This is a genomic window from Pseudomonas sp. P8_229 (assembly GCF_034008635.1).
In the GTDB taxonomy this organism is placed as follows: Bacteria; Pseudomonadota; Gammaproteobacteria; order Pseudomonadales; family Pseudomonadaceae; genus Aquipseudomonas.
In genome coordinates this window covers 3,212,503-3,238,079 of the sequence record NZ_CP125378.1, presented here as the reverse complement: position 1 = coordinate 3,238,079, position 25,577 = coordinate 3,212,503, and the positions used below count along the sequence as shown (strand labels likewise).

The window sequence follows — 25,577 nt, the reverse complement described above, 5'->3', positions numbered from 1 at the left end:
CCAGTACGGACTCATGATCAAACAACAGCTGGAACGCTTTAACCGTCTCGACCTGCTCGGACAACCCACGCCTCTGGAAAAACTCGAACGCCTGTCCGCCTGGCTCGGTCGTGAGGTGTACATCAAGCGTGATGACCTGACGCCGCTGGCCATGGGCGGCAACAAGCTGCGCAAACTCGAATACCTCGCCGCCGATGCCCTCGCTCAAGGCGCCGACACCCTGATCACCGCTGGCGCCTTGCAATCGAACCACGTACGCCAGACCGCCGCGCTGGCGGCCAAACTGGGTCTGGGTTGTGTCGCCCTGCTGGAAAATCCGCTCGGTACCGACGACAACAATTACACCGGCAACGGTAATCGCCTGCTGCTGGATCTGTTCGACACCAAGGTCGAACTGGTCGACAACCTCGATAACGCCGACGAACAACTCGCCGCTCTCGCCGTGCGCCTGCGCAGCAACGGCAAGAAACCGTATCTGGTGCCGATCGGTGGCTCCAATGCCCTCGGGGCGTTGGGCTACGTGCGTGCCGGCCTGGAATTGGCCGAGCAGATCAAGGACACCGGTCTCGATTTCGCCGCCGTTGTATTGGCTTCCGGTAGCGCCGGGACCCACAGCGGGCTGGCGCTGGCATTGAGCGAAGCCTTGCCGCAACTGTCGGTGATCGGCGTGACCGTTTCGCGCAGCGAAGAAGATCAGCGACCGAAAGTACAGGGTCTCGCCGAGCGTACGGCAGACTTGCTGGGCGTGAAATTGCCGGAGCACTTCAAGGTCGAGTTGTGGGACGAATATTTCGGTCCACGTTATGGCGAGCCGAATGCCGGGACCCTGGCGGCGATGAAGCTGTTGGCGAGTCAGGATGCGGTGCTGCTTGATCCGGTGTACACCGGCAAGGCCATGGCCGGATTGCTCGACGGCATCGGCCGCCAGCGCTTCAACGATGGCCCGATCATTTTCCTGCACACCGGTGGGGCGCCGGCGCTGTTTGCCTATAAAGACTCACTGTCGCGCTGAGTCGAGGCGAAGAAGCTCTGTGATGAGGGGATTTATCCCCGATGGGCCACGAAGCGCCCCCCAGAAGAGGGACTGCTGCGCAGTCCATCGGAGATAAATCCCCTCACCACAAAGGATCACCCTCATATTCTATTTTAGAATATAAAATTTTATATTAAGTATTTTCAAGTCTAACGCAGACATCTTATAGTCTCGCCGCAGGCGAATTTCGCGCAAGACGCATAAGCTGCTTTAGGGCACGATAACGCAGTCGTTCAAATCCCGAATTCGCCAACTTTCCTTAAGCGTCTTCCATAAGAAAACACAGGGGCTTGTCATGAATTTTTCCGCACTACGTCGCAATCTGCTGGTAGGTTCGCTGGGCCTGGCACTGAGCGCCGGCCTGATCAGCCAGGCGACTGCCGGTGAGCAGTTGCAGCAGATCAAGGACAAAGGCGTTATCAACGTCGGCCTGGAAGGCACTTACCCACCGTTCAGCTTCGTCGACGAGAACGGCAAACTGTCCGGTTTCGAAGTAGAACTCTCCGAAGCACTGGCGCAGAAGCTGGGCGTCAAAGCCAAGATTCAGCCAACCAAGTGGGACGGCATTCTTGCCGCGCTGGAATCCAAGCGCCTGGACGTCGTGGTCAACCAGGTGACAATCTCCGACGAGCGCAAGAAGAAGTACGACTTCTCCGAGCCGTACACCGTTTCCGGGATTCAGGCGCTGGTGCTGAAGAGCAAAGAAGCCGCGTTGAACATCAAGACTGCCGCTGACCTGTCCGGCAAGAAAGTCGGTGTGGGTCTGGGCACCAACTACGAACAATGGGTCCGCGCCAACGTGCCGGGCGCTGACGTGCGCACCTACGACGATGATCCGACCAAGTTCGCCGACCTGAACAATGGCCGCACCGACGCCATCCTGATCGACCGTCTGGCCGCACTTGAGTACGCCAAGAAAGCCCCGAAAACCGTCGCTGCCGGCGAGGCCTTCTCGCGTCAGGAATCCGGTATTGCCCTGCGCAAAGGTGAGCCGGAACTGCTGGCAGCCCTGAACAAAGCCATCGACGAGCTGCGTGCCGACGGCACCCTCGAGAAGCTGTCCAAGAAATACTTCAACGCTGACGTCACCCAATAATGGAAGAAGCTTTCCAACTCGCACTGGACTCCGCGCCCTTCCTGCTCAAGGGCGCGTACTACACGGTCATCCTCAGCCTCGGCGGCATGTTTTTCGGCTTGCTGCTGGGCTTTGGCCTGGCGCTGATGCGCCTGTCGCGGTTCAAATCGGTCAGCTGGCTGGCCCGCATTTACGTGTCGTTCTTTCGCGGCACACCGTTACTGGTACAGCTGTTCGTGATCTATTACGGCTTGCCGCAATTGGGTCTGGAACTCGATCCGCTGCCAGCCGCCCTGATCGGTTTCTCGCTGAACATGGCTGCCTATGCCTGTGAAATCCTGCGTGCCGCAATCGGCTCAATCGAGCGCGGCCAATGGGAAGCCGCTGCGAGCATCGGCATGACCCGCGCGCAGACCTTGCGCCGGGCCATCCTGCCGCAAGCCATGCGCACGGCGTTGCCGCCGCTGGGCAACAGTTTCATTTCACTGGTCAAGGACACGGCACTGGCCGCCACCATTCAGGTGCCGGAACTGTTCCGTCAGGCGCAGCTGATTACCGCCCGGACTTTCGAAGTCTTCACCATGTATCTTGCCGCCGCGCTGATCTACTGGATTCTGGCCACAGTGCTTTCGCACCTCCAGAACAAGTTGGAAGAGCGGGTCAATCGGCACGACCAGGAGTCCTGACCCCATGATTGTCGTGGAAAAACTGACAAAGCAGTTCAAGGGGCAAGAGGTGCTCAAGGGCATCGATCTTGAGGTGAAAGAAGGTGAGGTCGTGGCCATCATCGGCCCCAGCGGCTCGGGCAAGACCACGTTCCTGCGCTGTCTGAATTTCCTTGAACAACCCACCAGCGGCCGGATCAAGGTTGGCGATATCGAAATCGATACCAGTCGCCCGCTGAGCCAGCAGCAAGGCCTGGTGCGCAACCTGCGCCAGCACGTGGGTTTCGTGTTCCAGAACTTCAACCTGTTCCCCCACCGCACCGCACTGGAAAACGTCATCGAAGGGCCGATCGTGGTCAAGAAGATGCCGCGCGAGCAAGCCACTGCCTTGGGCATGAAGCTGTTGGCCAAGGTCGGGCTGGCGGGCAAGGAGGACGCCTATCCGCGTCGTCTGTCCGGCGGTCAGCAGCAGCGTGTGGCGATTGCCCGGGCGCTGGCGATGGAGCCGGAAGTGATCCTGTTCGACGAGCCGACCTCGGCCCTCGACCCGGAACTGGTCGGCGAAGTACTGGCGACCATTCGCGGCCTTGCTGAAGAGAAACGCACCATGGTCATCGTTACCCACGAAATGGGCTTTGCCCGCGACGTGGCCAACCGTGTGGTGTTTTTCGACAAGGGCGTGATCGTCGAGCAAGGCGAAGCCAAGGCGTTGTTTGCCAACCCCAAAGAAGAACGCACCAAACAGTTCCTCAGCAAGTTCCTGAATCACGCCTGAGCAACTTGATGAAAAACCAGTAACTTCCATGGATGGAAGTTATATCCCTCTTCTGCAAAAAAACATCAAACCCCGTCCAAGCCCAACCCTGCAAAAAAACAATATATATACGTTCTGCAACAGATAAGAACTAGCTGAAGTGCACCTGTTTCCGTGCGAAGCCGCCTAAACGGGTTTATCCAAAAACAGCTAAAAGTCCGGAAAAACCGTAGTTCCATTCGTCAATTCAGTGAGGCAGCCTGCCTCGCCAGCGTAGGAAACTTCTGATTAATTCGTAATTCACGGATTAACTAAGCCCGACCATTGACACTCTTTACCGCACGCTCTTATCTAGTCGCCAACCGGCACTACTTAGTTGAATCAACCCGTACTCAGCCCGAACAAAAGTTCGCGGTTGTATTACCGATTCATCACGCCTTTTGTTTTTTCAAGAAACGGAATTCGCCGCAAGACTTCAAGGAGAGAACCCCGATGCCCCGTACTTCGCCTACCCCCGAACTGACAGCGCCGAGCCTTGCCTGCGCGCAAAAAAACGCCGTTAACCTGGCCGCCGCCGCGCATCTGCTGATCGATATCCTGCCCTACCCCGGCATGGACGCCGGTGATCTGATCGAACTGTTCTGGAACAACTGCTACGTCGCCTCACGGGTATTGACCAGCGAAGATCTTGGCGCCTCGGTCAGACTGCGGGTCCCGGAGAGCTTCATCGCCAGTGGCACCGCACGCATCCACTATCGGGTCATGCAGGTCGGTCAGGGGCCGGCGCTGTCGGCGGCAACCCGGGTGCAGGTCAAACTCGACTGCCCCGGCGGCCAGCCTTCGACGATGTGCGGTGACGAAAATCAGCAACTGGCGCCGGTCACGCTGCCCGACACCATCCGCCGCCAGGGGGTGAACCCGAATCAGATCAAACGCGGCGTTCCACTGACCATCGAGCCCTACCTGAACATGGCCGAAGACGACGAAATCACCTTGCGCTGGGGCGACGTGCGCATGGACCTGCCAAGAATCACCGCTGCGGATGTTGGACGACCGGTCCAGGTCTGGGTGCCACCAGCGATCATCGTCGAGGGCGGTGAAGACCTGCGTCTGGACGTGACGTACTGCGTCCTCGACTGGGTCGGCAACAACTCTCGCTGGGCACCGCCACGGACGTTGAAGATTGGCTGTGTGAATCCTTATCTGAAAGTGCCACTGCGGCCAGACTTGAAGGTGGCTGAATCAACAAAGGAATCACCAGAGGACTGTTAACCAAACGGGCCACATACCCTTCTATGCATATTCCTAAAAGTTAGTTTATTTAATATTTATACACGCTTAGGGTATATGAACCGGACCACCGGACATTCTTTCGTTCGCCGCACTTTTGCGGCGTTTTTCATGAGATGTGAGGTAGGTAGTATGGTCCGGAACACAATCACCCCAGTGCAGATCGCCAGGGCATTGCGTGCAGCCAAGGAGCGGCACTGATGTCCAGTCTGGCAGACGCAAACGTCCAGTCGGATCTGGACATCGCCCCGTTGTTGTTGCCCGCGCAGGTCTTGCGCAACGACGCCCAAGCCATCAAGGCCGCCCATGAGCTGGCGCAAGTCGCCCGCGTGCAGGCCGCCAGGCGTGACCGCCAGCGCAAACTGCCGTGGTCGGAAATTGAACAGTTCACGCGCAGCGGCCTGGGCAGCATTGCCATCCCGCGTGAGTACGGTGGCCCACAGGTTTCGTTCGTCACCCTGGCCGAGGTGTTCGCGATCATTTCCGCGGCCGACCCGGCGCTGGGGCAGATCCCGCAGAACCAGTTCGGCATCATCAATCTGGTGCTTGGCAGTGCCACGCAAGCGCAGAAGCAGCAGCTGTTCCAGAGCGTTCTGGAAGGCTGGCGCATCGGCAATGCGGGCCCTGAGCGCGGCACCAAAAACACCCTGGAATTGAAAGCGCGAATCACCGCCGACGGTGATGACTACGTGATCAACGGCCAGAAGTTCTACTCCACCGGCGCGCTGTTTGCGCACTGGGTCGCCGTCAAAGCACTCAACGACGACGGCAAGCAAGTGTTGGCCTTCGTTCGCCGTGGCACGCCGGGATTGCGCATCGTTGATGACTGGTCGGGCTTCGGTCAGCGCACCACCGCCAGCGGCACGATTTTGCTGAACAACGTGCGGGTCGAGTCGACCCTGGTGGTCGATAACTGGAAGATCAACGAAACCCCGAATACCCAAGGTGCGGTGTCGCAGCTGATTCAGGCCGCCATCGACGCCGGCATCGCCCGTGGCGCGATCGACGATGCCATCGAGTTCGTCAAAACCCGCGCCCGGCCATGGATCGACGCCAAGGTCGAACGCGCCAGCGATGACCTGTACGTGATCGCCGACATCGGCAAACTGAAAATCGAACTGCACGCTGCCGAAGCGCTGCTGCGCAAGGCCGGGCAAGTGCTGGATCAGGTGCACGCCGCACCGCTCACCGCCGAGTCCGCGGCCCGTGCTTCGATTGCCGTCGCCGAAGCCAAAGTGCTGACCACCGAGATTTCCTTACTCGCCAGCGAGAAGCTTTTCGAACTGGCCGGCAGCCGCGCCACCCTTGCCGAATTCAACCTCGACCGTCACTGGCGCAACGCCCGGGTGCACACCCTGCACGACCCGGTGCGCTGGAAATATCACGCGGTTGGCGCTTATCGCCTTAACGGCACGTTGCCGGCCCGCCACTCCTGGATCTGACGACCGCACACTTTCTCAAGAGCCTGGAGAAAACCTATGACCTTTTCCCATCCCGTCGCAGTCATCACCAGCGATGAGCAAGCCCTGATCGTCGCCAGCGACCTGGCCGAAGATTTCAAACGCGATAGCGCGGTGCGCGACCGTGAGCGACGCCTGCCGCTGCCCGAGCTCGACGTGTTTTCCCGCTCCGGCCTGTGGGGCATCAGCGTGCCCAGGGAATATGGTGGCGCCGGTGTGTCCAACGTGACCCTGGCCAAAGTCATCGCTCTGATCGCTCAGGCAGACGGCTCCCTCGGGCAGATTCCGCAGAACCATTTCTACGCCCTCGAAGTGCTGCGAGTGAACGGCAGTCACGAGCAGAAACAACGCCTGTACGCCGAGGTGCTGGCCGGCCAGCGCTTCGGCAACGCCCTGGCGGAACTGGGTACCAAAACCGCCCACGACCGCGTCACCAGCCTCAAGCGTGACGGCGACGGCTTTCGCATCAACGGTCGCAAGTTTTATGCAACCGGGGCGATCTACGCCCAGCGCATCCCGACCTCGGTGGTCGATGAAAACGGCGTGCAGCAACTGGCATTCGTCCCGCGTGACAGCCAAGGCCTGACGGTGATCGACGACTGGAGCGGCTTCGGCCAGCGCACCACCGGCAGCGGTTCGGTGGTGTTCGAAGACGTGTACGTCGCCGCCGCAGACGTGATCCCGTTCCAGAGCGCGTTCGAGCGCCCGACCACGGTCGGCCCGCTGGCGCAGATCCTTCACGCCGCCATCGACACCGGCATCGCCCGCGCCGCGTATGAGGACGCGCTGCATTTCGTGCGCAGCAAGACCCGCCCGTGGATCGACTCCGGCAACGACAAAGCCACCGAAGACCCGCTGACATTGAAGAGCTTCGGCCACCTGAGCATTCGCCTGCACGCCACCGAAGCCCTGCTCGAACGCGCCGGTGAATTCGTCGACGCCGCGCAAGCCGAGCTGAATGCCGAGACCGTCGCCGCCGCCTCGATTGCCGTTGCCGAAGCACGCGCCATCAGTACCGAAATCTCTCTGGCCGCCGGCAGCACGCTGTTCGAACTGGCCGGCAGCCAGGCGACGCTGATCGAACACGGCCTCGACCGCCACTGGCGCAACGCCCGGGTGCACACCCTGCACGACCCGGTGCGCTGGAAGTATCACGCGGTGGGCAACTACTACCTCAACGATGAAAAACCGCCACTGCGGGGCACCCTCTGATGAGCAAGAAAAAAATCCTGCTCAACGCGTTCAACATGAACTGCATCGGCCACATCAACCACGGTTTGTGGACACACCCGCGCGATACCTCTACGCGCTACAACACCATTGAATACTGGACTGAACTGGCGCAGTTGCTGGAGCGCGGGCTGTTCGACGGTTTGTTCATCGCTGACATCGTCGGTGTGTACGACGTCTACCAGAACTCGGTGGACGTCACGCTGAAAGAGTCAATCCAGCTACCGGTCAACGATCCGCTGCTGCTGGTCTCGGCGATGGCAGCAGTGACGAAAAACCTCGGTTTCGGCCTGACCGCCAACCTCACCTACGAACCGCCGTATCTGTTCGCCCGGCGCATGTCGACGCTCGACCATTTGAGCCGTGGCCGCGTGGGCTGGAACATCGTCACCGGTTACCTCGACAGCGCCGCCAAAGCCATGGGCCTCAGCGAGCAGGTCGAACATGACCGTCGCTACGATCAGGCCGACGAGTACCTGGAGGTGCTCTACAAACTCTGGGAAGGCAGTTGGGAAAACGGCGCAGTGCTCAACGACCGTGAGCAGCGGATCTATGCGCAACCGGAGAAAGTGCACAAGGTCGAGCACAAGGGTGAGTTCTATCAGGTCGAGGGTTATCACCTCTGTGAGCCGTCACCGCAGCGCACGCCGGTGCTGTTTCAGGCCGGCAGTTCTGATCGCGGTTTGCTGTTCGCCGGGCGTCACGCCGAGTGCGTGTTCATCAGCGGCCAGAATAAATCGTCGACCAGGGTTCAGGTGGACAAAGTGCGCGCCAGCGCCGTCGAGGCCGGGCGCAACCCAGAAGACATCAAGGTGTTCATGGGCCTCAACGTGATCGTTGGTGCCACCGAAGAAGCGGCATGGGCCAAGCACGCCGAGTACCTGAGCTATGCCAGCGCCGAGGCCGGCGTGGCGCACTTTTCGGCGTCCACCGGCATCGACTTTTCCCAGTACGACATCGACGAGCCGATCCAGTACGTCAAGAGCAACGCCATCCAGTCCGCCACCAAGAACCTGCAGAACAACGACTGGACCCGGCGCAAATTGCTCGACCAGCACGCCCTCGGTGGTCGCTACATCACCGTGGTCGGCTCACCCGAGCAAGTGGCGGATGAACTGGAATCGTGGATCGCCGAAACCGGCCTCGATGGTTTCAACCTCACGCGCCTCGTCACCCCGCAAAGCTATGTCGATTTCATCGAGCTGGTGATTCCGGAGCTGCAGCGGCGCGGGTCGTACAAGACCGCGTATGACAGCGGCAGCCTGCGCGAGAAGCTGTTTCACGCTGAGGCGCAGTTGCCCGAGCAACATACGGGCGCCATGTTTCGCCGTTAAAAGCATCGCGAGCAGGCTCACTCCTACAGGGGAAACGCATTCCAGATGTAGGAGTGAGCCTGCTCGCGATGAGGCCCGACCAGACACCACAAAATTCAAGCACTGACTGGAAAACCATCATGACCCAGAAATTCCTGACCCACCCAGTCAAAGCACTGGCCCTGGCCTTCGGCCTGTTCAGCTCGGCGGTGTTCGCCGCCGACGCTCCATTGAAAATCGGTACCACCGCTGCCTTCGCCATTCCGCTGGAAGCCGCCGTCGAAGAGGCTTCCAAACAAGGCCTGAAAGTCGAGTTGGTGGAGTTCACCGACTGGATCGCACCGAACGTCAGCCTCGCTGCCGGTGACATCGACGTGAACTACTTCCAGCACATCCCGTTCCTCGAAAACGCCAAGGCCGCCGCCGGTTTTGATCTGGTGCCGTTCGCCCCGGGGATCATCAACAACGTTGGCCTCTACTCGAAAAAATACAAAAGCTTCGACGAGTTGCCCGAGGGCGCCAGCGTCGCCATCGCCAACGACCCGATCAACAGTGGTCGCGGCCTGCAACTGCTGGCCAAGGCCGGGCTGATCACACTGAAACCGGGCGTCGGCTACAAGGCCACCGAAGACGACATCGTCGCCAACCCGAAGAAAATCAAAATCCTCCAGGTCGAAGCCGTGCAGCTGGTGCGCGCCTATGACGACGCCGATCTGGTGCAGGGCTACCCGGCCTACATCCGTCTGGCGAAGACCTTCGATGCCGGTTCCGCACTGCTGTTCGATGGCCTCGACCACAAGGAATACGTGATCCAGTTCGTCATCCAGCCGAAGAGCAAAAATGATCCGCGCCTGATCAAGTTCGTCGACATTTACCAGCACTCACCGGCCGTGCGCGCCGCGCTGGACAAGGCCCACGGCAAGCTGTACCAGGCCGGTTGGGAAAGCTGAGCATGACGGCCGCGATCCAACGGCGACTGGAGATTCCAGAGCCAGAAAATGCTGAAAAAACCGAACTTCACCCCGAGCTGAATCGCGCCCACGTACGCTTCATCGGTCTGGGTAAAACCTACGACGGCCGGCAAGGTCCGGTCGCAGCCCTGCAGCGCATCGATCTGGCGATCCAGCGCGGCGAGGTATTCGGCATCATCGGCCGCAGCGGCGCGGGCAAGTCGTCGCTGATCCGCACGATCAATCGCCTGGAGCAACCGACGTCGGGGCGGGTGTTGATCGATCAGGTCGACATCGGCGAGTTCGATGAAGACCGCCTGGTGGCCCTGCGCCGACGGATCGGCATGATCTTCCAGCACTTCAACCTGATGTCGGCCAAGACCGTTTGGCAGAACGTCGAGCTGCCGCTGAAGGTCGCTGGCGTGCCGAAGGAACAACGCGAACGCAAAGTCCGCGAACTGCTGGAACTGGTCGGCCTGCAAGCCAAGCACAAGGCTTATCCGGCGCAACTCTCCGGCGGGCAGAAACAGCGCGTCGGCATCGCCCGCGCGCTGGTGCATGACCCGGACATTCTGCTGTGTGACGAGGCGACCTCGGCGCTGGATCCGGAGACCACCCAGTCGATCCTTGGCCTGCTGCGCGAGATCAACCAGCGTCTGGGCCTGACCATCGTGCTGATCACCCACGAGATGGCAGTGATCCGCGAAATCTGCGACCGCGTGGTGGTGCTGGAACACGGGCGGATCGTCGAGCAAGGTCCGGTCTGGGAAGTGTTTGGCAATCCACAGCACGAGGTCAGCCAGACCTTGCTCGCGCCGCTGCAACACGCCTTGCCAGAGGAACTTCAAAGCCGTCTGCATGCCTCACCGCCCTCCTCCGAAGCAACGGTGGTGCTGCGCTTGCAGTTCACCGGCAGTGCCAGTGACGAGCCGGATCTGGCGGCGTTGTTCGCCGCTCTCGGTGGGCGGGTGAAACTGCTGCAGGGCGGTGTGGAGCGGATTCAGGGCCATGCGCTCGGGCAACTGCTGCTGGCCGTAAGCGGCTCGGCGGCAAGTGCCGAACAATTGCGTGAGCGCGCCGGGCAATGGGCGCAACGGGCGGAGGTGTTGGGTTATGTGGTTTGATCGTTTGCTGCAGGGTTTCATCGATACCTTTCTGATGGTCGGCGTGTCGTCGCTGATCGCCTTGCTGGCGGGGATCCCGATGGCGGTGATTCTGGTCACCAGCGACAAGGGCGGGATCTACGAAGCGCCAGTGCTCAACAAAGCGTTGGGCGCGTTCGTGAACCTGTTTCGCTCGATCCCGTTTCTGATTCTGATGGTCGCGCTGATTCCGTTCACCCGACTGATTGTCGGCACCACGTACGGTGTGTGGGCGGCCGTGGTGCCGCTGACGATTGCCGCGACGCCGTTCTTTGCGCGGATTGCCGAGGTGAGCCTGCGTGAGGTTGACCACGGTTTGATCGAAGCGGCGCAAGCCATGGGTTGCCGGCGCTGGCACATCGTCTGGCATGTGCTGCTGCCTGAAGCGTTGCCGGGGATTGTCGGCGGGTTCACGATTACGCTGGTGACGATGATCAACTCGTCGGCCATGGCCGGGGCTATTGGTGCCGGTGGCTTGGGCGACATTGCTTACCGCTATGGTTATCAGCGTTTTGACAGCCAGATCATGCTGACGGTGATTGTGTTGCTGGTGGCGTTGGTGGCGGTGATTCAGCTCGGCGGGGATCGCTTGGCGCGGGGATTGAACAAGCGTTGAGCCTGGCCGGGATTATCCGGCGCCTTTGAAATCGCTATCGCGAGCAGGCTCACTCCGGGGGGGCGCATTTCAAATGTAGGAATGAGCCTGCTCGCGATGGGCAGCGCAGCGACCCCGCATGTTGGCGTATATTCGGCACACACCAACTGCCGCGCAGCCCTCAACCATGAAGCAAACCCCCACCGATCTGGAGCAGATCACCGCCACCACCCTAGGTCACTACAACTCGGTGGCTGAAGACTTTCGCGAAGGCACCCGCGATCACGATGTCAGCCAGAACATCGACGCGCTGCTGCGGCACATCCACGGCACGGCGCCGTTCACGGTTCTCGATTTCGGCTGCGGCCCCGGCCGCGACCTGCAAACGTTCACGCGCATGGGCCACGTCGCGATCGGCCTCGATGGCGCAGAAAAATTTGCGCAGATGGCACGGGCAGACAGTGGCTGCGAAGTGTGGTGCCAGGACTTTCTGAAGCTCGATCTGCCGGCCGGGCGCTTCGACGGAATCTTCGCTAACGCGGTGCTGTTTCATGTGCCGTTGCAGGAGTTGCCGCGAGTGCTCAAGCAACTGCACGGCACGCTGAAACCGGGTGGGGTGTTGTTCAGTTCCAATCCGCGCGGGGATAACCGTGAGGGCTGGAACGGGCCACGGTATGGCTCGTATCACGATCTTGAGGCATGGCGCGGGCTGCTGACGGCGGCGGGGTTTGAAGAGCTTGAGCATTACTACCGGCCGGCGGGGCTGCCACGTGAGCAGCAGCCTTGGTTGGCCAGTGTTTGGCGTAAAACGGTGTAAACCGTTCTGACGCCATCGCGAGCAGGCTCACTCCTACAGTTGGAATGCGCTCCAATGTAGGAGTGAGCCTGCTCGCGATGAGCGCGAAGCGCTCGCTTTGTTATTGAGCGTCTTTCTTCGGTTCGCGGATCTTGTACCAGGCCACATACAGCGCCGGCAGAAACAGCAGTGTCAGCAGCGTCGCCACCACGATCCCGCCAATCATCGCGTAAGCCATCGGCCCCCAGAACACTTCCCGGGCAATCGGGATCATGCCCATGCTCGCCGCAGCGGCCGTCAGCAGGATCGGCCGGCGCCGGTGCTCGGTCGCCTCCACCACCGCATCCCACGGCGCGTAACCCTTGCGCTCGAATTCATCGATCTGCGTCACCAGAATCACCGAGTTGCGGATGATGATACCGATCAGCGCCAGAATCCCGAGGATCGCCACAAAGCCCATCGGCGTTCCGGTCGGCACCAGCGCCAGCACCACGCCGATCAGCCCCAGCGGCGCAACACTCGCCACCAGGAACATCTTCTGCACGCTGTGCAACTGGATCATCAGGAAGGTCGCCATCAGGAACAACATCAACGGCAGTACCTTGGCAATCGGCCCCTGGGCCTTGCCGCTTTCTTCGACCGTACCGCCGGTGGCGACCTTGTAGCCGACCGGCAGTTTGTCGGCGAAGGCGTCAATCGACGGCTTGAGGATTTTCACCAAGTCAGTCGGCTGGATCTCGTCGCGCACCGAGGCCTTGATGGTAATCGTCGGCAAGCGGTCGCGACGCCACACCAGCGGCTGCTCCAGCTCATAACGCACGGTGGCGAACGCCAGCAGCGGGATCGACGTGCCATTGGGCGTGACGATCTGCAGGTTCTGCAGGGTTTCCGGCGTTCCGCGCTCGGCGTTCACCGCCCGGCCGACCACGTTGATCAGGTAGATATCGTCGTTGACCTGGGTCAGCGGCGCACCACTGACAATGCTGTTCATCAGGTTCGCCACGTCTTCGGACGACAGCCCGAGCTGACGCGCCTTGTCCTGGGCGATGTCGATGCGCAGGACTTTGCCCGGCTCGTTCCAGTCGTAGATGATCTCGCCAATGTGCTCGTTCTTGTCCAGTTCAGTCGCCAGGTCGATGGCGTGCATGCGCACCTGATCGATGTCCTTGCCGCTGACCCGGTACTGGATCGGACGCCCCACCGGCGGCCCCATTTCCAGTGCCTGAACGTAACTGCCGATGCCGACGAATTCCTTGTGCAAGCGTTCGCGCAGGCGCTGACTGAGCGCCTCACGGGATTCGAAACCCTTGCTGACGATCACCAGTTGCGCGTAGTACGGGTTCTGCAGTTGCTGGTCGAGAGGCAGGTAAAAACGGATCGCGCCCTGCCCGATGTAGGTGCTCCAGCGCACGATGTCCGGATCGCCCTTGAGCGTTTCTTCGAGCTTGTCGACGGCCTTGCGGGTTTCGTCGATGGAGGCGTTTTGCGGCAGGTTCAGGTCGACCAGGATTTCCGGGCGATCCGACGACGGGAAAAACTGGTTCTGCACAAAACGCATGCAAAACACCGCCAGCACAAAGCACAGCACCGTGATGCCGATGGCCCACCAGCGGTTGCGCATGGCCCACAACAGACCGCCGTTGAATGCGCGGCCGATGCGCCCCGGTTCCGCTTCATGCGGTTTCACGTTGGCGCTGAGAATGTGCACGCCGATCACCGGCGCAAAGAACACTGCCACCACCCACGACACCAGCATCGCCACGGCAATCACCGCAAACAGCGTGTAGGTGTACTCGCCGGCCGAACTGGCGTTGAGGCCGATGGGCACGAAACCGGCGACGGTCACCAGCGTACCGGTGAGCATCGGGAACGCCGTGGAGGTGTAGGCGAACGTCGCCGCCTGCTCTTTGCTTTCGCCCATTTCCAGGCGTGTGACCATCATCTCCACGGTGATCATCGCGTCGTCCACCAGCAGGCCGAGAGCAATGATCAGCGCGCCGAGGGAAATCCGCTGCATGGTGATTCCGCTGTACTCCATGTACACAAACACCATGGCCAGCACCAACGGGATCGAGCACGCCACCACCAGACCGGCGCGCACGCCGAGACTGATGAAACTCACCACCAACACGATTACCACCGCTTCGAACAGCGCGCTGGTGAAGCCGCCAACGGCCTCCTCAACCACCACAGCCTGATCGGAAACGGTGTGCACACCGACCCCGACCGGCAAGTCTGCCGTCAGCTGGTCGATACGCGCGTGCAGGGCCTTGCCGAAAGCCTGCACGTTGCCGCCCTTCTGCATGGCGATCGCCAGACCGATCGCCGGTTTGCTGTCGAAACGGAACTCCGGCGTGGCCGGGTCGACGTAACCCCGGCTGATGTCGGCGATGTCGGCCAGACGGTAGAAACGGTCATTGAGCTTGAGATTGACCTCGGCCAGATCCTTTTCCGAAGCGAACTGCCCCGAGGTGCGCACCGAAATACGCTCCGGACCGGCCTCGATCACCCCCGCCGGGGTCACGGCGTTCTGCGATTGCAGGCTCTGCACCACCTGACGCTGATCGATACCCAGGGCGGCAAGTTTGCGGGTGGAGAAGTTCAGGTAGATCACTTCGTCCTGCTGGCCGATCATCTCGATCTTGCCCAGCCCCGGCACGTTACGGATCTCGGCGCGGGCCTGTTCCACGTAGTCGCGCAACTGGCGCATGGTCAGGCCGTCGGCGGTAAACGCGTAGACAGAACCGTACACGTCGCCGAACTCGTCGTTGAACCCCGGGCCTTGAATGCCCTGGGGAAACTGGCCGCGAATGTCGTTGATCTTCTTGCGCACCTGGTACCAGATTTCCGGGATGTCCTTGGCGCTGGTGGTGTCGCGCAGGTACACGTACACCGTCGACTCACCGGGGCGCGTGTAACTTTTCACGTAATCGAGGGAATCGAGTTCTTCGAGTTTTTTCTCGATGCGGTCGGTGACCTGCTTGAGGGTTTCCTCCTGCGTCGCGCCCGGCCATTTGGTCTGGATCACCATGGTCTTGATGGTGAACGAGGGGTCTTCTTCGCGCCCCAGATTGAAGTACGAAAACACCCCCATCAACAACGCGACGAACATCAGATACCAGACGAACGACTGATGCTTGAGGGCCCATTCGGAGAGGTTGAAAGAGCCTTTCATTGACTGTCCTCGTCGAGTTTCACGGCTTGTCCGGGTTTGAGACTGTTGACGCCTGCACTGACCACCCGCTCACCGGACTTGACCCCGCCGGCCAGCACCACGGTGCCGTTGGTGCGGCTGATCACGCTGACGTCGCGGGGCGCGACGGTTTTGCTTTGAGTATCGATCACCCAGATGCGAGTCTTGCCGTCGGCTTCCTGCAGGGCCGTGGAGGGTAATTCGATCCGCGGTTTGATCGCCGAGCTGAGGGTCACACTGATTGCCGTGCCGAGGCGGAAGCCATCGGGGGTATTGGCCAGCGTCAGCCGTGCGCGGCGGGTGCGCGTGGCGCTTTGGGCCTGCGGTTCGATTTCGCGAATGGTCGCCGTGGTATTGATGCTCGGGTCGAGTTGCCCGGCCACCAGAAACACCACATCGGAAGGGATCTGATCGACCAGCGTGTCCGGCAGATCGATCACCGCTTCCTTGATGTCCGGTTGCGCCAGGGTCACCACCTGCTGACCGGCCGTCACCACTTGCCCGGCCTCGGCATTCCACGCGGTGACCACCGCTTTGTGGTCGGAGCGCAACTCGGTGTAGCCCAGTTGATCCTGGCTCTGGTTGACCGCCGCCCGTGCCTGGTCCAGTGACGCCTGGGTGGTTTTCAGGTCCGTGTTGGCGATGTCCAGTTGCGCCTGCGCACCCACCCCGCGATCGAACAGTGCCTGCTGCCGCCGGGCGTTGGCCTGGGCGTTGATCAGCTGCGCCTGGACCTTGGCCAGATCGCCCTGGGCCGAGCGCAACTGGTTCTGCTGGTCGGACGGGTCGAGGGTGGCGAGCAGCGTGCCCTTCTGCACCTCGGCGCCGACATCGACGTTACGGCTGGCGATGCGCCCGCCGACGCGGAACCCGGTGTTGCTCTCGTAACGCGCCTGAATGCTGCCGGCAAAACGCCCGAGGGTTTCCTCGTTCAGCGCCTCTACCTTGATCGACAGCACCGGCCGCACGGGCTCCGGTGGCGGCTCGCTTTTCGAGCAGGCGGCCAGCAACACACCGACGGATAACAGCCCCAGACGCTTCATGGCTGTGCTCCTGATTGCAGACCTTTATAGGTGTTTTCAGCAATTTCGACTTTCATGCCCGGATGCAGCAGCTGCCCACCCGCGATTATGACTTTTTCCCCACCCTTGAGGCCGTCGCTGATGATGACCTTGCCGATCAGGTAGCGGCTGACCGTGACGTTGTGCAGCTGCGCTTCACCTTTATCGTCAACCATCCACACCGCCGGATCGCTGATGTTTTTAGTCAGCGCCGACCATGGCAACTCCACCGCCGACTTGCCGCTGCCCTTGGCCGTGGCACTCACCACCGAGCCCAGCTGCATGCCCTGCGGCAGGCTGTCGAGACTGACTTTGACTTGCACTGTGCCGGACTGCGCCGACACCGCCGGGGTGATTTCACGCACCGTGCCGGTGGTTTTGATGGCCGGGTTGTCGAGCAGGCTGACGACAATCGAGCGATCCGAAGGGCGCTCGGCCAGCAGCGATTCGTAAACGTTGAACACGGCGTCACGGTCGCCATCGCGGGCCAGCGAGAAGATCGGCGCGGTGGCCTGCACCACCTGGCCGACTTCGGCCTGACGCTCGGTGATCACCCCGGGAGCATCGGCGATCAGCGAGGTGTAGCTCAACTGGTCTTTGGCGTTGGCCAATTGCGCCTGCGCCGCACTCAGGGCGCTCTGGCTGCTGCGCAAAGCCGCTTGCGCGGAATCGTATTCGCTCTGGCTGGTGTAGCTCTTGGGCAGCAGTTTCTGCTGGCGCACGAACGCCGCCGCACTCTGCTTGACCCGTGCTTGCTCGGCGATAACCTGGGCTTGAGCAGAATCGACGTTGGTCTGCAGATCCTTGGGGTCGAGTTTGGCCAGCACTTGCTTGGCGCTGACCCGGTCACTGACATCGACCATGCGCTGGATGATCTTGCCACCGACCCGGAACGAAAGTTCGGTCTGCACCCGCGCCTGCACGTCACCGGTGAGGGTCACCGCAGCGGCGTAATTGGCCGGTTTGACCTCTTGCACAAAGACCCGTGGCAAGTATTCCTGAGGGGGCTTCTTGTCGCCGCAAGCGGTCAGCAAGGCAATGGCACTCAGCGCCGCCAGCACTTTCAATCCGGGACCCGCCATGCAGACTCCTTGGCATTATTTTTAGACGATCAGGACGATACGACTTCAGAGCTTAGAACAGGGTTCCCAGCTTGCACGTCCGGCTTATGAAGAAAAATCCGATGCGTCGTTAAGGGGTATCCTGTTGCTCATCAGCCACACCCGAAAAAGGCCTTGCATGCTCAACACCCTGGCGGTGGCCAATTACCGCTCGATCAACAAACTCGTGATCCCGCTGGGCCGGCTGAACCTGATCACCGGCCCCAACGGCAGCGGCAAGTCCAATCTCTACCGGGCCTTGCGGCTGCTGGCGGAAACCGCTCAGGGCGGCGTGGTCAACGCGCTTGCACGTGAGGGCGGGCTGGATTCGACGTTCTGGGCCGGGCCGGAAACCCTCAGTCGGCGCATGCGCAACGGCGAAGTAGCCATCGAGCCGACAGTGCGCCAGGGCGTGAAGCGCTTGCGCCTGGGGTTTGCCGGGGAGGATTTCAGCTATTCGATCAGCCTCGGGCTGCCCGATTCCAACGGGCACTTCATGCTGCCCGAACACTCGCGCCCGATTCCCTCGCGCTTCAGCCTCGATCCGCAGATCAAACGTGAATGCATTTGGGCAGGGCCGCATTACCGTCCCGCCAGCCTGCTGGTGGATCGCGACGGCCCGATGATCCGCGCCCGCGCCGAGCGTAAATGGGATGTGCTGGCGCAGCACACACCGAATTTCGACAGTCTGTTCGATCAGGTTGGCAGCCTGCGCAACTCGCCGGAAGTGTTTCAGATGCGCGAGTTCATTCGCCGCTGGCGCTTCTACGACCACTTTCGCAGTGACGCCGACGCGCCGGTGCGCCAACCGCAGCTGGGTACGCGCACACCGGTCCTGCATCACGATGGCCGCGATCTGGCGGCCGCGTTGCAGACCATCATCGAGATCGGTGACGGCGACGCCATGCGTGACGCAATCAGCGATGCCTTCCCCGGTGCGCGGCTGCACATCGAAGCCCAGGCTGGCGGACGCTTTGCCATCGAGTTCTATCAGGAAGGATTGTTGCGGCCGTTGTCAGCAGCGGAGCTGTCGGACGGGACGTTGCGTTATCTGCTGCTGGTCGCGGCGTTGCTGACGCCGAGGCCGCCGACATTGATGGTGCTGAACGAACCGGAAACCAGTCTGCATCCGGATCTGTTGCCGGCGCTGGCGCGGTTGATCATTCGTGCATCGGAGCAGTGTCAGGTGTGGGTGGTGTCGCACGCGCGCCGATTGATTTCAGCGTTGCAGGAGGATCCCGAATGTAATTGCATCGTGTTGGAGAAGACGCTCGGGCAGACCGGGATTGTCGGACAGCGGGTGCTGGATGAGCCGGCCTGGAACTGGCCGGATTGAGCGGTGCCTGAACCACCGCTTTCGCGAGCAAGCCCGCTCCCACAGTTGACCGAGTTGTCCCCACGGACGCGGTCCAATGTGGGAGCGAGCTTGCTCGCGAAGCGATTCAAGCGTCACCGCTGAATCAATGAATCACCCCTGCCACTTGCCACCTTCGACAATCACGCTCTCAGGCTTGGTGTCATCGCTCAGCTCTTTACGCACATATTGGTCGTACAGTTTGAGCAGATATTTCTCCTCACCCAACTTGGTCAGCTCGGTATTCACCCAGTCACGCAGCTCGATATTGCCCTTCTTCACCGCCGGCGCAATCGGTGCTTCAGCGCCGAGCTTTTCGTCCAGCACACGGTAGCCCGGGTTCTGCTTGGCCCAGCTGAACAGCACCAGATTGTCCTGCGCGTAGGCATCGCCACGGCCATTGGCCAAGGCTTGCAGCGACTCGGAGTTTTTCTCGAACTTCAGCAGTTTCCAGTCCGGGTGATTCTTGGTCAGCCAGATGTCGGCGGTCGTACCGGTGGTGACGATGGTGGTGCGGGTTGCCAGGTCATCGAGGTTTTTCACCGAGCTGCTCTGTGGCACCAGCGCCTGCACCGCGACCTTGAGGTTCGGGTTGGTGAACTCCACCGCTTCCTTGCGCTCCGGGGTCACGGTCATGTTGGCAAGGATCAGGTCGACCTTGTCGCTTTGCAGGAACGGAATGCGGCTCGCCGGTTCCACGGCAACGAACTCGACTTTGTTTTCATCGCCCAGCAGGTCCTTGGCGAAACGTCGACCGATGTCGGTGTCGAAGCCGACGTAGCGCCCGGCCTCATCGACGAAACCGAATGGCGGTTTGTCGGTGAACACGCCGACGATCAGTTTGTCACGAGCCTTGATCTTGTCCAGGTAACCGGCCGGTGCGGCGCTTTCGCTGGCGACTTTCGGCTTGGCCGGTTCTGCGGATTTGTTGCAGCCTGCAAGCAGCGCAAGGCCGAGCAGTGGCAGTAAAAACAGGGATGACTTGGCAGTTTTCATAGCGGTTCCAGTTCCTTTTTCGGATTCGTTTTGGGCAGTGTTGCAACGAAGGAGAACTTCTCCAGGAACTGCTGCGCGCGTGCGGTTTGCGGGTTCGTAAAGAAAATCTCGGGCGGGTTCTGTTCAAGGATGCGCCCGGCATCCATAAACACGATGCGATCGGCCACCGCGCGAGCGAAGGCCATTTCGTGGGTGACGATCAGCAGGGTCATGCCCTCGCGGGCCAGGCCCTGAATCACTTGCAGCACTTCCTTGACCATCTCCGGGTCGAGGGCGGCGGTGACTTCATCGAAGAGCATCACTCGCGGGTTCATGCACAGCGAACGGACGATGGCGATGCGTTGCTGCTGGCCGCCGGAGAGCTGGCGTGGATAGGCGTCGCGCTTGTCCGCCAGACCCACGCGTTCAAGCAAGGCTTCGGCTTGTTGCTGCGCTTCGCGGCGCTGACGCTTCTGCACTTTGAGCGGACCGAGCAGCAGGTTGTCGAGCACGCTCATGTGCGGGAACAGGTGATAACTCTGGAACACCATGCCGATCTGCTGGCGCACTTCACGCCAGTCAGTGGCCCTGTCCAACAGTTCACGACCGACAAATTTCAGGCTGCCGCTGTGCGCCTCTTCCAGGCCGTTGAGACAGCGCAGCAAGGTGCTTTTGCCGCAGCCGCTGGGGCCGAGAATGACGATCACTTCGCCGCTGTGCACGTGCAGGTCGATGCCCTTGAGCACCTGCTGCTCGCCGTAGAATTTGTTGAACCCCTGAAACTCGATCAATGCGCTCATGCTTGCGTCCAGCGCCGTTCCAGCACGCGCGAGGCGGCCGACAACGGGTAGCAGATAAAGAAGAAAAACAGGAACAGTGCGCCGTAGATCAGCACTGATTCGTAGGTGCGCTCGATGATCTGCTGGCCGACCTTGATCACGTCGACCACGCCGATCAGCACCGCGAGTGAACTGGTCTTGATGATCCGTGTGTAGACGTTGATGGTCGGCGGCGTCATGCGCTTCAGTGCTTGCGGCAACAGTACGTAGCCGTAGAGCTGCGCAGCGTTCAGGCCAATCGACAGCCCCGCTTCACGCTGCCCGCGCGGCAACGAATGCAGCGCACCGCGCGCCACCTCGCCAACCTCACTGGCGCCCCACAGCGACAGCACCAACACTGCGCACCAGAAGCTCGGCAGGCTCAGGCCGAAGAAAATCGGCAGGCCGAAAAACAACAGGTACAGCCAGACCAGCACCGGAATCGCCCGGAACAGCTCCAGATAGACCCGCAGGATCGCGTTCAGCCACGTCACGTTGAGCGTACGCAGCACGCCATAGAGCACGCCGCCAACGGTGCTGATGGCGATGCTCAGAAACGAGATCGACAGCGTTTGCCCGGCGCCTTTGGCCAGTTGCGGCAACGACACCCAGAGCAGTTCAAGACCCGAACTGGCCATGCTGGAGCCTCCTTTCCAGACGACTGAGCAGCAGCGACAGCGGCAAGAACAACAGCACGCAGATCAGCGTCAGCACGGCGAGCATTTCGTAGGTTTTGTAGTAGAGCGCGATGTAGCTCTTGGTGGTGTAGAGGATTTCCGGCACCGCCACCGCCGAGACCACAGTGGTTTCCTTGAGCAGGAAAATGAAATTGGCGAACAGCGACGGCAAGCTGAGAATCCCTGCGTGCGGCAGGATCACGTAGCGCAGCAACTGGCCGCGCGACAGGCCGATGGAACGCCCCGATTCCAGTTGCGCCTGCGGCACGGCATCGACGCCGGCACGCAGCACCTCGGTGAGGTAGGCGCCACCGAGAAACGTCATGGTGATGATCGCGGCGGTGAAACCGGAAACCTTGATGCCGATAGCCGGCAAGGCGAAGTAGACGAAGAACAGCTGGATCAGCAGCGGTGTGTTACGCGCCAGTTCCACATACAGGCCGACGGCGCGCTGCAGGTAAGGCGTGCGAAACACCAGGATCGTCGCGTTGAGCAGCGCCACCAGCAGCGACGTGCCGATGGCAATGAATCCGACCTGCAGCGTTACGCCTACGGCTTTGAGAAACGCCGGCAGCGTGCTGAGGATAAATGCGTAGTCGAAAGTCATGAAGCATCCTGGACGCCGCTCGGTAAGCGACGGTCATGCAGTCCATGGACAGCGGGTAACTGTCCGGCAGGTGCTGACTTTATAGGTATAAAAACAAGAATTTAAATACCGATAAAGCATATTGATATCACCCAAAAAACTATCTTGCGGGTTTGCCGGGAAGGAATAAGAAGGCTATTTTCCCCTGCGCTGTAGGAAGGATCTTTTTTGCATGAAAGCCCTCCAAGGACGAACAGCTTTTGGCCAGACTCCCCCGGCCAAACCATTACAAGGAAGACAACATGGACGCAAAAGTGCCGCAGCGACTGGATCCGCAGGAGATTGTGAAATTGTTGGTGGCGTTGCGCCGGGCGTTGAAAACCCAAGCGGCCTGAATAAAAGATCAAAAGATCGCAGCCTTCGGCAGCTCCTGCATGGACCTGCTGAAGGCTGCGATCTTTGCTTCTGGCTGCTGACTTTGTGGCGAGGGGATTTATCCCCGATGGGCTGCGAAGCGGCCCCAGATATCGGGTTATAGATGCACCGTGTTGACTGACTTCACGACTGCTATGCAGCCGATCGGGGATAAATCCCCTCGCCACAGGAACAATCACCGGCCGAAAACTGCGTTCACACAAAAACGCCGATGACCATTACGGGCCATCGGCGTTTTCGCACCTTGAAGAGGGTTCACTCAAGCGTCGGATCAGAACGCTGGCAGTACCGCGCCGTTGTACTTCTTCTCGATGAACGCTTTGACTTCCGGGCTGGTCAGGGCTTTGGCCAGTTTCTGGATCGCGTCGCTGTTCTTGTTGTCCTCACGGGCCACCAGGAAGTTCACGTAAGGCGAATCAGCGCCTTCGATCACCAGCGCATCCTTGGTCGGGTTCAGCTTGGCTTCCAGCGCGTAGTTGGTGTTGATCATGTCCAGGTCAACTTCGTTCAGCACGCGTGGCAGCAGCGCCGATTCCAGTTCCTTGAACTTGAAGTTGTGCGGGTTCTTGGCGATGTCTTTCGGGGTGGCCAGCGCGTTTTTCGGGTCTTTCAGCTCGATCAGACCAGCCTTCTGCAGCAGGATCAGGGCTCGGCCGCTGTTGCTGCCTTCGTTCGGGATGGCGATGGTGGCGCCGTCCGGCAGTTCAGCCAGGGTTTTGTACTTTTTCGAGTAGCCACCAAACGGTTCAACGTGCACGCCTTGCACGGTCACCAGGTACTTGGATTTGTCATCCTTGTATTTGCCCTGGTTGAAGCTGTTCAGGTACGGCAGGGTCTGGAAGTAGTTGGCATCCAGACGCTTCTCGCCCACTTGTACGTTTGGCTGTACGTAGTCGGTGAAGACTTTGATTTCCAGATCCACGCCTTCTTTGGCGAGGGTCGGTTTGATCAGTTCAAGAATTTCAGCGTGTGGCACCGGAGTCGCCGCGACCACCAGTTTCTCGCCGGCCTGAGCCAGCGAAGCAGTCAGAGCAGCCGCCAATGCGGTAAACAACAGAACCTTTTTCATGCAGTGTCCTTATCGAGAATCACGATCGCGGATGGCGACGGCTATTAATACGAGTGCCAGTGAAGTGCTATCTCTGGCGTGAAGCGGACAATACCGGGATTTTTTATTCCCGGACAATAACGTTTATTCACTTTGTTATTCCATTTTGCTCATACAGAACAAAACGGTCACAAGCGTTGACTCAAACCAATCAGCAAATCTTTCAAGGCCTTACGCTCATCAACGCTGCCGCCGATGTTGATCTGCGCCACCAGTCGTTCGATCTGCAGGTGCGGCCCAGACGCTTCGGGCAGGTTAAGGTGTTCCGGCAAAATTTCATCACCAGTGCTGACCAACAACGCAAAGTGAATGACGTTTTCCAGCTCACGGGTGTTGCCTGGCCAACTGTGGCGCTCCAGCAGGTGTTGCGCCGCTTCGCTGATCAACGGCACCGGCAGGTCGAGGCGCTGGCTGTAGATGCCGAGAAAATACTCGGCCAGCGACAGGATGTCGCCGATCCGTTCGCGCAGCGCCGGCAGCTCCAGTTGCCCTTCGCTGAGGTAGTGATAGAGCCGTTCGTGAAATTTCCCCGCGTCTACCGCTTGTGCCAGATCGATGCTGGTCGCTGCGACCAGGCGCACGTCCACCGGGCTCGGCTGATGAGCGCCGACGCGGGTCACTTCGTGGTTTTCCAGGGCAGCGAGCAATTTGATCTGGATCGGCAGCGGCAGGTCGCCAATCTCGTCCAGATACAGGGTGCCGCCGTTGGCCGAACCGAACCAGCCGGCGCGGCTGCTGGCCGAACCGGTGTAACTGCCGGCGGCATAGCCGAACAGTTCGGCATCAGCGTAGGTCGGGCTGATCGCGCCGCAATTGACCGAGACGAACAGGCCGCTGCGATCACTGGCACGGTGGATGTGGCGGGCGAGCAACTCTTTACCGGTGCCGGTCTCGCCACGGATCAATACCGAGATTGCCCGTGGTGCCAGGTGCTCCAGCTCTTCGCGCAATTGGCGCGAACGTGGATCGACGAAGACCAGCGCCTTGGCGCGGATGCTCAGGGGGCTTTTTTCCGCATCGGGAAAGGTCAGCAACGGCTGACCGAACGTTTCAAAACTCATGGCAGACTCCCGCCCACAACCGCCGGGAGACGGGGGCGATCAAAAAGAAAAAATACAACTCAAGCGCGGCGCCGGGCGTGGTGTTCCAGGCGGTTTTGCAGGCGATAGAGGTAGGCGAACCCTTGCTCCCAGCGCTGATGCCCGGACTTGACGTTGATGTGCCCGGCCCCGGCGAGAATCCCCGCCTCGGCGCCCCAGTGACGCGCCAACTCAAGAGCACGCGGGGCGCTGACGGCGGCGTCGTTGTCGGAGGCGACGACCTGGCAGGGGAACGGCAGCAGATCACTCGGAATCGGCGCGAAATTGCGCAGCGCCGGCGCGCAGGTCGGGCGCTCGACATCCGCGGGCGCGACCAGCAGCGCCCCCCGCACCTGCCGCAGATATTGCAGCGGCGCGGTAGCGGCCCAATGCGTAACGGTGACACAGCCGAGGCTGTGGGCGATCAGGATCACGGGCGTGCTGTCGGCGGCAATCGCTTCGGCCAGCGCGGCGACCCAGTCTTCACGGCGCGGCGTCAGCCAGTCGGCCTGCTCCACCCGGGCGCTGTTGGGCAGGCTGTTTTGCCAGTGGGTTTGCCAATGATCTTCTGGCGATCCTTGCCAGCCCGGCACAATCAGATAGCGGATTGATTCGTTGCGCATGGGGGAGCTCTCCTGCGTCGTGTCTGTTCCTGATCGAGTATAGGGACGGGATTTATATTCGTTAAGGAATAAGAAGCTATTTATTAAGACCTGAAAAGAATATTAGATACAGCACCTGCGGGAGCGGCTTGCTCGCGAATGCACTGGATCAGTCTATTCATCTTCGACTGACAGAACGCCTTCGCGAGCAGGCTCACTCCTACAGGAGGTCGTTGGTGTAGCGAGAATCGCGGGATAAAAAAAGGGCCGCACCCTGCCAAGGAGA

Annotated in this window: 23 protein-coding genes; 13 read left to right on the top strand and 10 right to left on the bottom strand. The window is 60.5% G+C overall.

Translation table 11 applies throughout. The features are described 5' to 3' along the window. Window positions 1-13 precede the first annotated feature (13 nt). From QMK55_RS14665 to QMK55_RS14610, 12 genes are all read left to right on the top strand, one after another. Window positions 14-1,012 carry a D-cysteine desulfhydrase gene (locus QMK55_RS14665; protein ID WP_320329436.1) on the top strand — a complete coding sequence of 333 codons (999 nt, stop codon included), beginning with the start codon at window positions 14-16 and terminating at the stop codon, window positions 1,010-1,012. A gap of 316 nt (window positions 1,013-1,328) precedes the next feature. Beyond that, window positions 1,329-2,129, top strand: a complete 801-nt coding sequence (gene tcyJ / locus QMK55_RS14660) for a cystine ABC transporter substrate-binding protein (RefSeq protein ID WP_320329435.1) — start codon at window positions 1,329-1,331, stop codon at window positions 2,127-2,129. Beyond that, window positions 2,129-2,794 carry a cystine ABC transporter permease gene (tcyL, locus tag QMK55_RS14655; protein WP_320329434.1) on the top strand — a complete coding sequence of 222 codons (666 nt, stop codon included), beginning with the start codon at window positions 2,129-2,131 and terminating at the stop codon, window positions 2,792-2,794. The genes tcyJ and tcyL overlap by 1 nt, the downstream gene beginning before the upstream one ends. A 4-nt stretch (window positions 2,795-2,798) precedes the next feature. Then, window positions 2,799-3,548 carry an L-cystine ABC transporter ATP-binding protein TcyN gene (gene tcyN, locus QMK55_RS14650; protein WP_102354696.1) on the top strand — a complete coding sequence of 250 codons (750 nt, stop codon included), beginning with the start codon at window positions 2,799-2,801 and terminating at the stop codon, window positions 3,546-3,548. Window positions 3,549-4,019: 471 nt separating this feature from the next. Next, window positions 4,020-4,799 (top strand): hypothetical protein, encoded by a 780-nt coding sequence (locus QMK55_RS14645; protein ID WP_102354697.1) that lies wholly within the window; start codon window positions 4,020-4,022, stop codon window positions 4,797-4,799. Between the two features lie 218 nt (window positions 4,800-5,017). Next, window positions 5,018-6,259, top strand: coding sequence for an SfnB family sulfur acquisition oxidoreductase (locus QMK55_RS14640; protein WP_320329433.1), 1,242 nt, complete (start codon window positions 5,018-5,020; stop codon window positions 6,257-6,259). Between the two features lie 36 nt (window positions 6,260-6,295). Further along, on the top strand, window positions 6,296-7,489 hold the full coding sequence (locus tag QMK55_RS14635) for an SfnB family sulfur acquisition oxidoreductase (RefSeq protein ID WP_320329432.1): 1,194 nt from the start codon (window positions 6,296-6,298) through the stop codon (window positions 7,487-7,489). Beyond that, on the top strand, window positions 7,489-8,841 hold the full coding sequence (locus QMK55_RS14630) for an LLM class flavin-dependent oxidoreductase (RefSeq protein ID WP_102354700.1): 1,353 nt from the start codon (window positions 7,489-7,491) through the stop codon (window positions 8,839-8,841). Before QMK55_RS14635 ends, QMK55_RS14630 begins: the two co-directional genes overlap by 1 nt. 119 nt (window positions 8,842-8,960) lie before the next feature. Further along, window positions 8,961-9,770, top strand: coding sequence for a MetQ/NlpA family ABC transporter substrate-binding protein (locus tag QMK55_RS14625; RefSeq protein WP_102354701.1), 810 nt, complete (start codon window positions 8,961-8,963; stop codon window positions 9,768-9,770). Between the two features lie 2 nt (window positions 9,771-9,772). After that, window positions 9,773-10,894, top strand: a complete 1,122-nt coding sequence (locus QMK55_RS14620) for a methionine ABC transporter ATP-binding protein (RefSeq protein WP_102354702.1) — start codon at window positions 9,773-9,775, stop codon at window positions 10,892-10,894. Continuing rightward, entirely contained in the window at window positions 10,884-11,528 is a 645-nt protein-coding gene (locus QMK55_RS14615; protein WP_320329431.1) for a methionine ABC transporter permease, read from the top strand. The genes QMK55_RS14620 and QMK55_RS14615 overlap by 11 nt, the downstream gene beginning before the upstream one ends. Before the next feature lie 166 nt (window positions 11,529-11,694). After that, window positions 11,695-12,324, top strand: a complete 630-nt coding sequence (locus QMK55_RS14610) for a class I SAM-dependent methyltransferase (protein WP_102354769.1) — start codon at window positions 11,695-11,697, stop codon at window positions 12,322-12,324. Window positions 12,325-12,424: 100 nt separating this feature from the next. Here the strand turns inward: QMK55_RS14610 and QMK55_RS14605 are convergent, their stop codons facing one another. The 3 genes from QMK55_RS14605 to QMK55_RS14595 are packed head-to-tail and all read right to left on the bottom strand — an operon-like array spanning window position 12,425 to window position 17,639. Beyond that, entirely contained in the window at window positions 12,425-15,478 is a 3,054-nt protein-coding gene (locus QMK55_RS14605) for an efflux RND transporter permease subunit (RefSeq protein ID WP_320329430.1), read from the bottom strand. Further along, window positions 15,475-16,539, bottom strand: coding sequence for an efflux RND transporter periplasmic adaptor subunit (locus QMK55_RS14600; protein WP_102354705.1), 1,065 nt, complete (start codon window positions 16,537-16,539; stop codon window positions 15,475-15,477). The genes QMK55_RS14605 and QMK55_RS14600 overlap by 4 nt, the downstream gene beginning before the upstream one ends. Beyond that, on the bottom strand, window positions 16,536-17,639 hold the full coding sequence (locus tag QMK55_RS14595) for an efflux RND transporter periplasmic adaptor subunit (RefSeq protein WP_102354706.1): 1,104 nt from the start codon (window positions 17,637-17,639) through the stop codon (window positions 16,536-16,538). Before QMK55_RS14595 ends, QMK55_RS14600 begins: the two co-directional genes overlap by 4 nt. A gap of 157 nt (window positions 17,640-17,796) precedes the next feature. Here QMK55_RS14595 and QMK55_RS14590 point away from each other — a divergent pair, with 157 nt between their 5' ends. Continuing rightward, window positions 17,797-18,993 (top strand): AAA family ATPase, encoded by a 1,197-nt coding sequence (locus QMK55_RS14590; protein ID WP_102354707.1) that lies wholly within the window; start codon window positions 17,797-17,799, stop codon window positions 18,991-18,993. A 132-nt stretch (window positions 18,994-19,125) separates the two neighbouring features. On the opposite strand, the gene QMK55_RS14585 is transcribed toward QMK55_RS14590, so the two are convergent. The 7 genes from QMK55_RS14585 to QMK55_RS14555 form a co-directional block, all read right to left on the bottom strand. After that, on the bottom strand, window positions 19,126-20,007 hold the full coding sequence (locus QMK55_RS14585; RefSeq protein ID WP_320329429.1) for a transporter substrate-binding domain-containing protein: 882 nt from the start codon (window positions 20,005-20,007) through the stop codon (window positions 19,126-19,128). Continuing rightward, entirely contained in the window at window positions 20,004-20,786 is a 783-nt protein-coding gene (locus QMK55_RS14580; RefSeq protein WP_102354709.1) for an amino acid ABC transporter ATP-binding protein, read from the bottom strand. Before QMK55_RS14580 ends, QMK55_RS14585 begins: the two co-directional genes overlap by 4 nt. Then, a complete protein-coding gene (locus QMK55_RS14575; RefSeq protein WP_047290785.1) occupies window positions 20,783-21,442 on the bottom strand; it encodes an amino acid ABC transporter permease in 660 nt (219 codons plus the stop codon). The genes QMK55_RS14580 and QMK55_RS14575 overlap by 4 nt, the downstream gene beginning before the upstream one ends. Then, the gene (locus tag QMK55_RS14570) at window positions 21,423-22,088 is read right to left on the bottom strand and encodes an amino acid ABC transporter permease (RefSeq protein WP_320329428.1); all 666 of its coding nucleotides are present in this window, start codon (window positions 22,086-22,088) and stop codon (window positions 21,423-21,425) included. Before QMK55_RS14570 ends, QMK55_RS14575 begins: the two co-directional genes overlap by 20 nt. Before the next feature lie 685 nt (window positions 22,089-22,773). Beyond that, complete coding sequence (locus QMK55_RS14565) at window positions 22,774-23,571, bottom strand: MetQ/NlpA family ABC transporter substrate-binding protein (RefSeq protein WP_102354711.1); 798 nt, start codon at window positions 23,569-23,571, stop codon at window positions 22,774-22,776. Window positions 23,572-23,738: 167 nt separating this feature from the next. Beyond that, window positions 23,739-24,671 carry a sigma 54-interacting transcriptional regulator gene (locus tag QMK55_RS14560; RefSeq protein ID WP_102354712.1) on the bottom strand — a complete coding sequence of 311 codons (933 nt, stop codon included), beginning with the start codon at window positions 24,669-24,671 and terminating at the stop codon, window positions 23,739-23,741. A gap of 59 nt (window positions 24,672-24,730) precedes the next feature. Continuing rightward, complete coding sequence (locus QMK55_RS14555; RefSeq protein WP_320329427.1) at window positions 24,731-25,312, bottom strand: alpha/beta hydrolase; 582 nt, start codon at window positions 25,310-25,312, stop codon at window positions 24,731-24,733. Window positions 25,313-25,577: the final 265 nt, after the last annotated feature.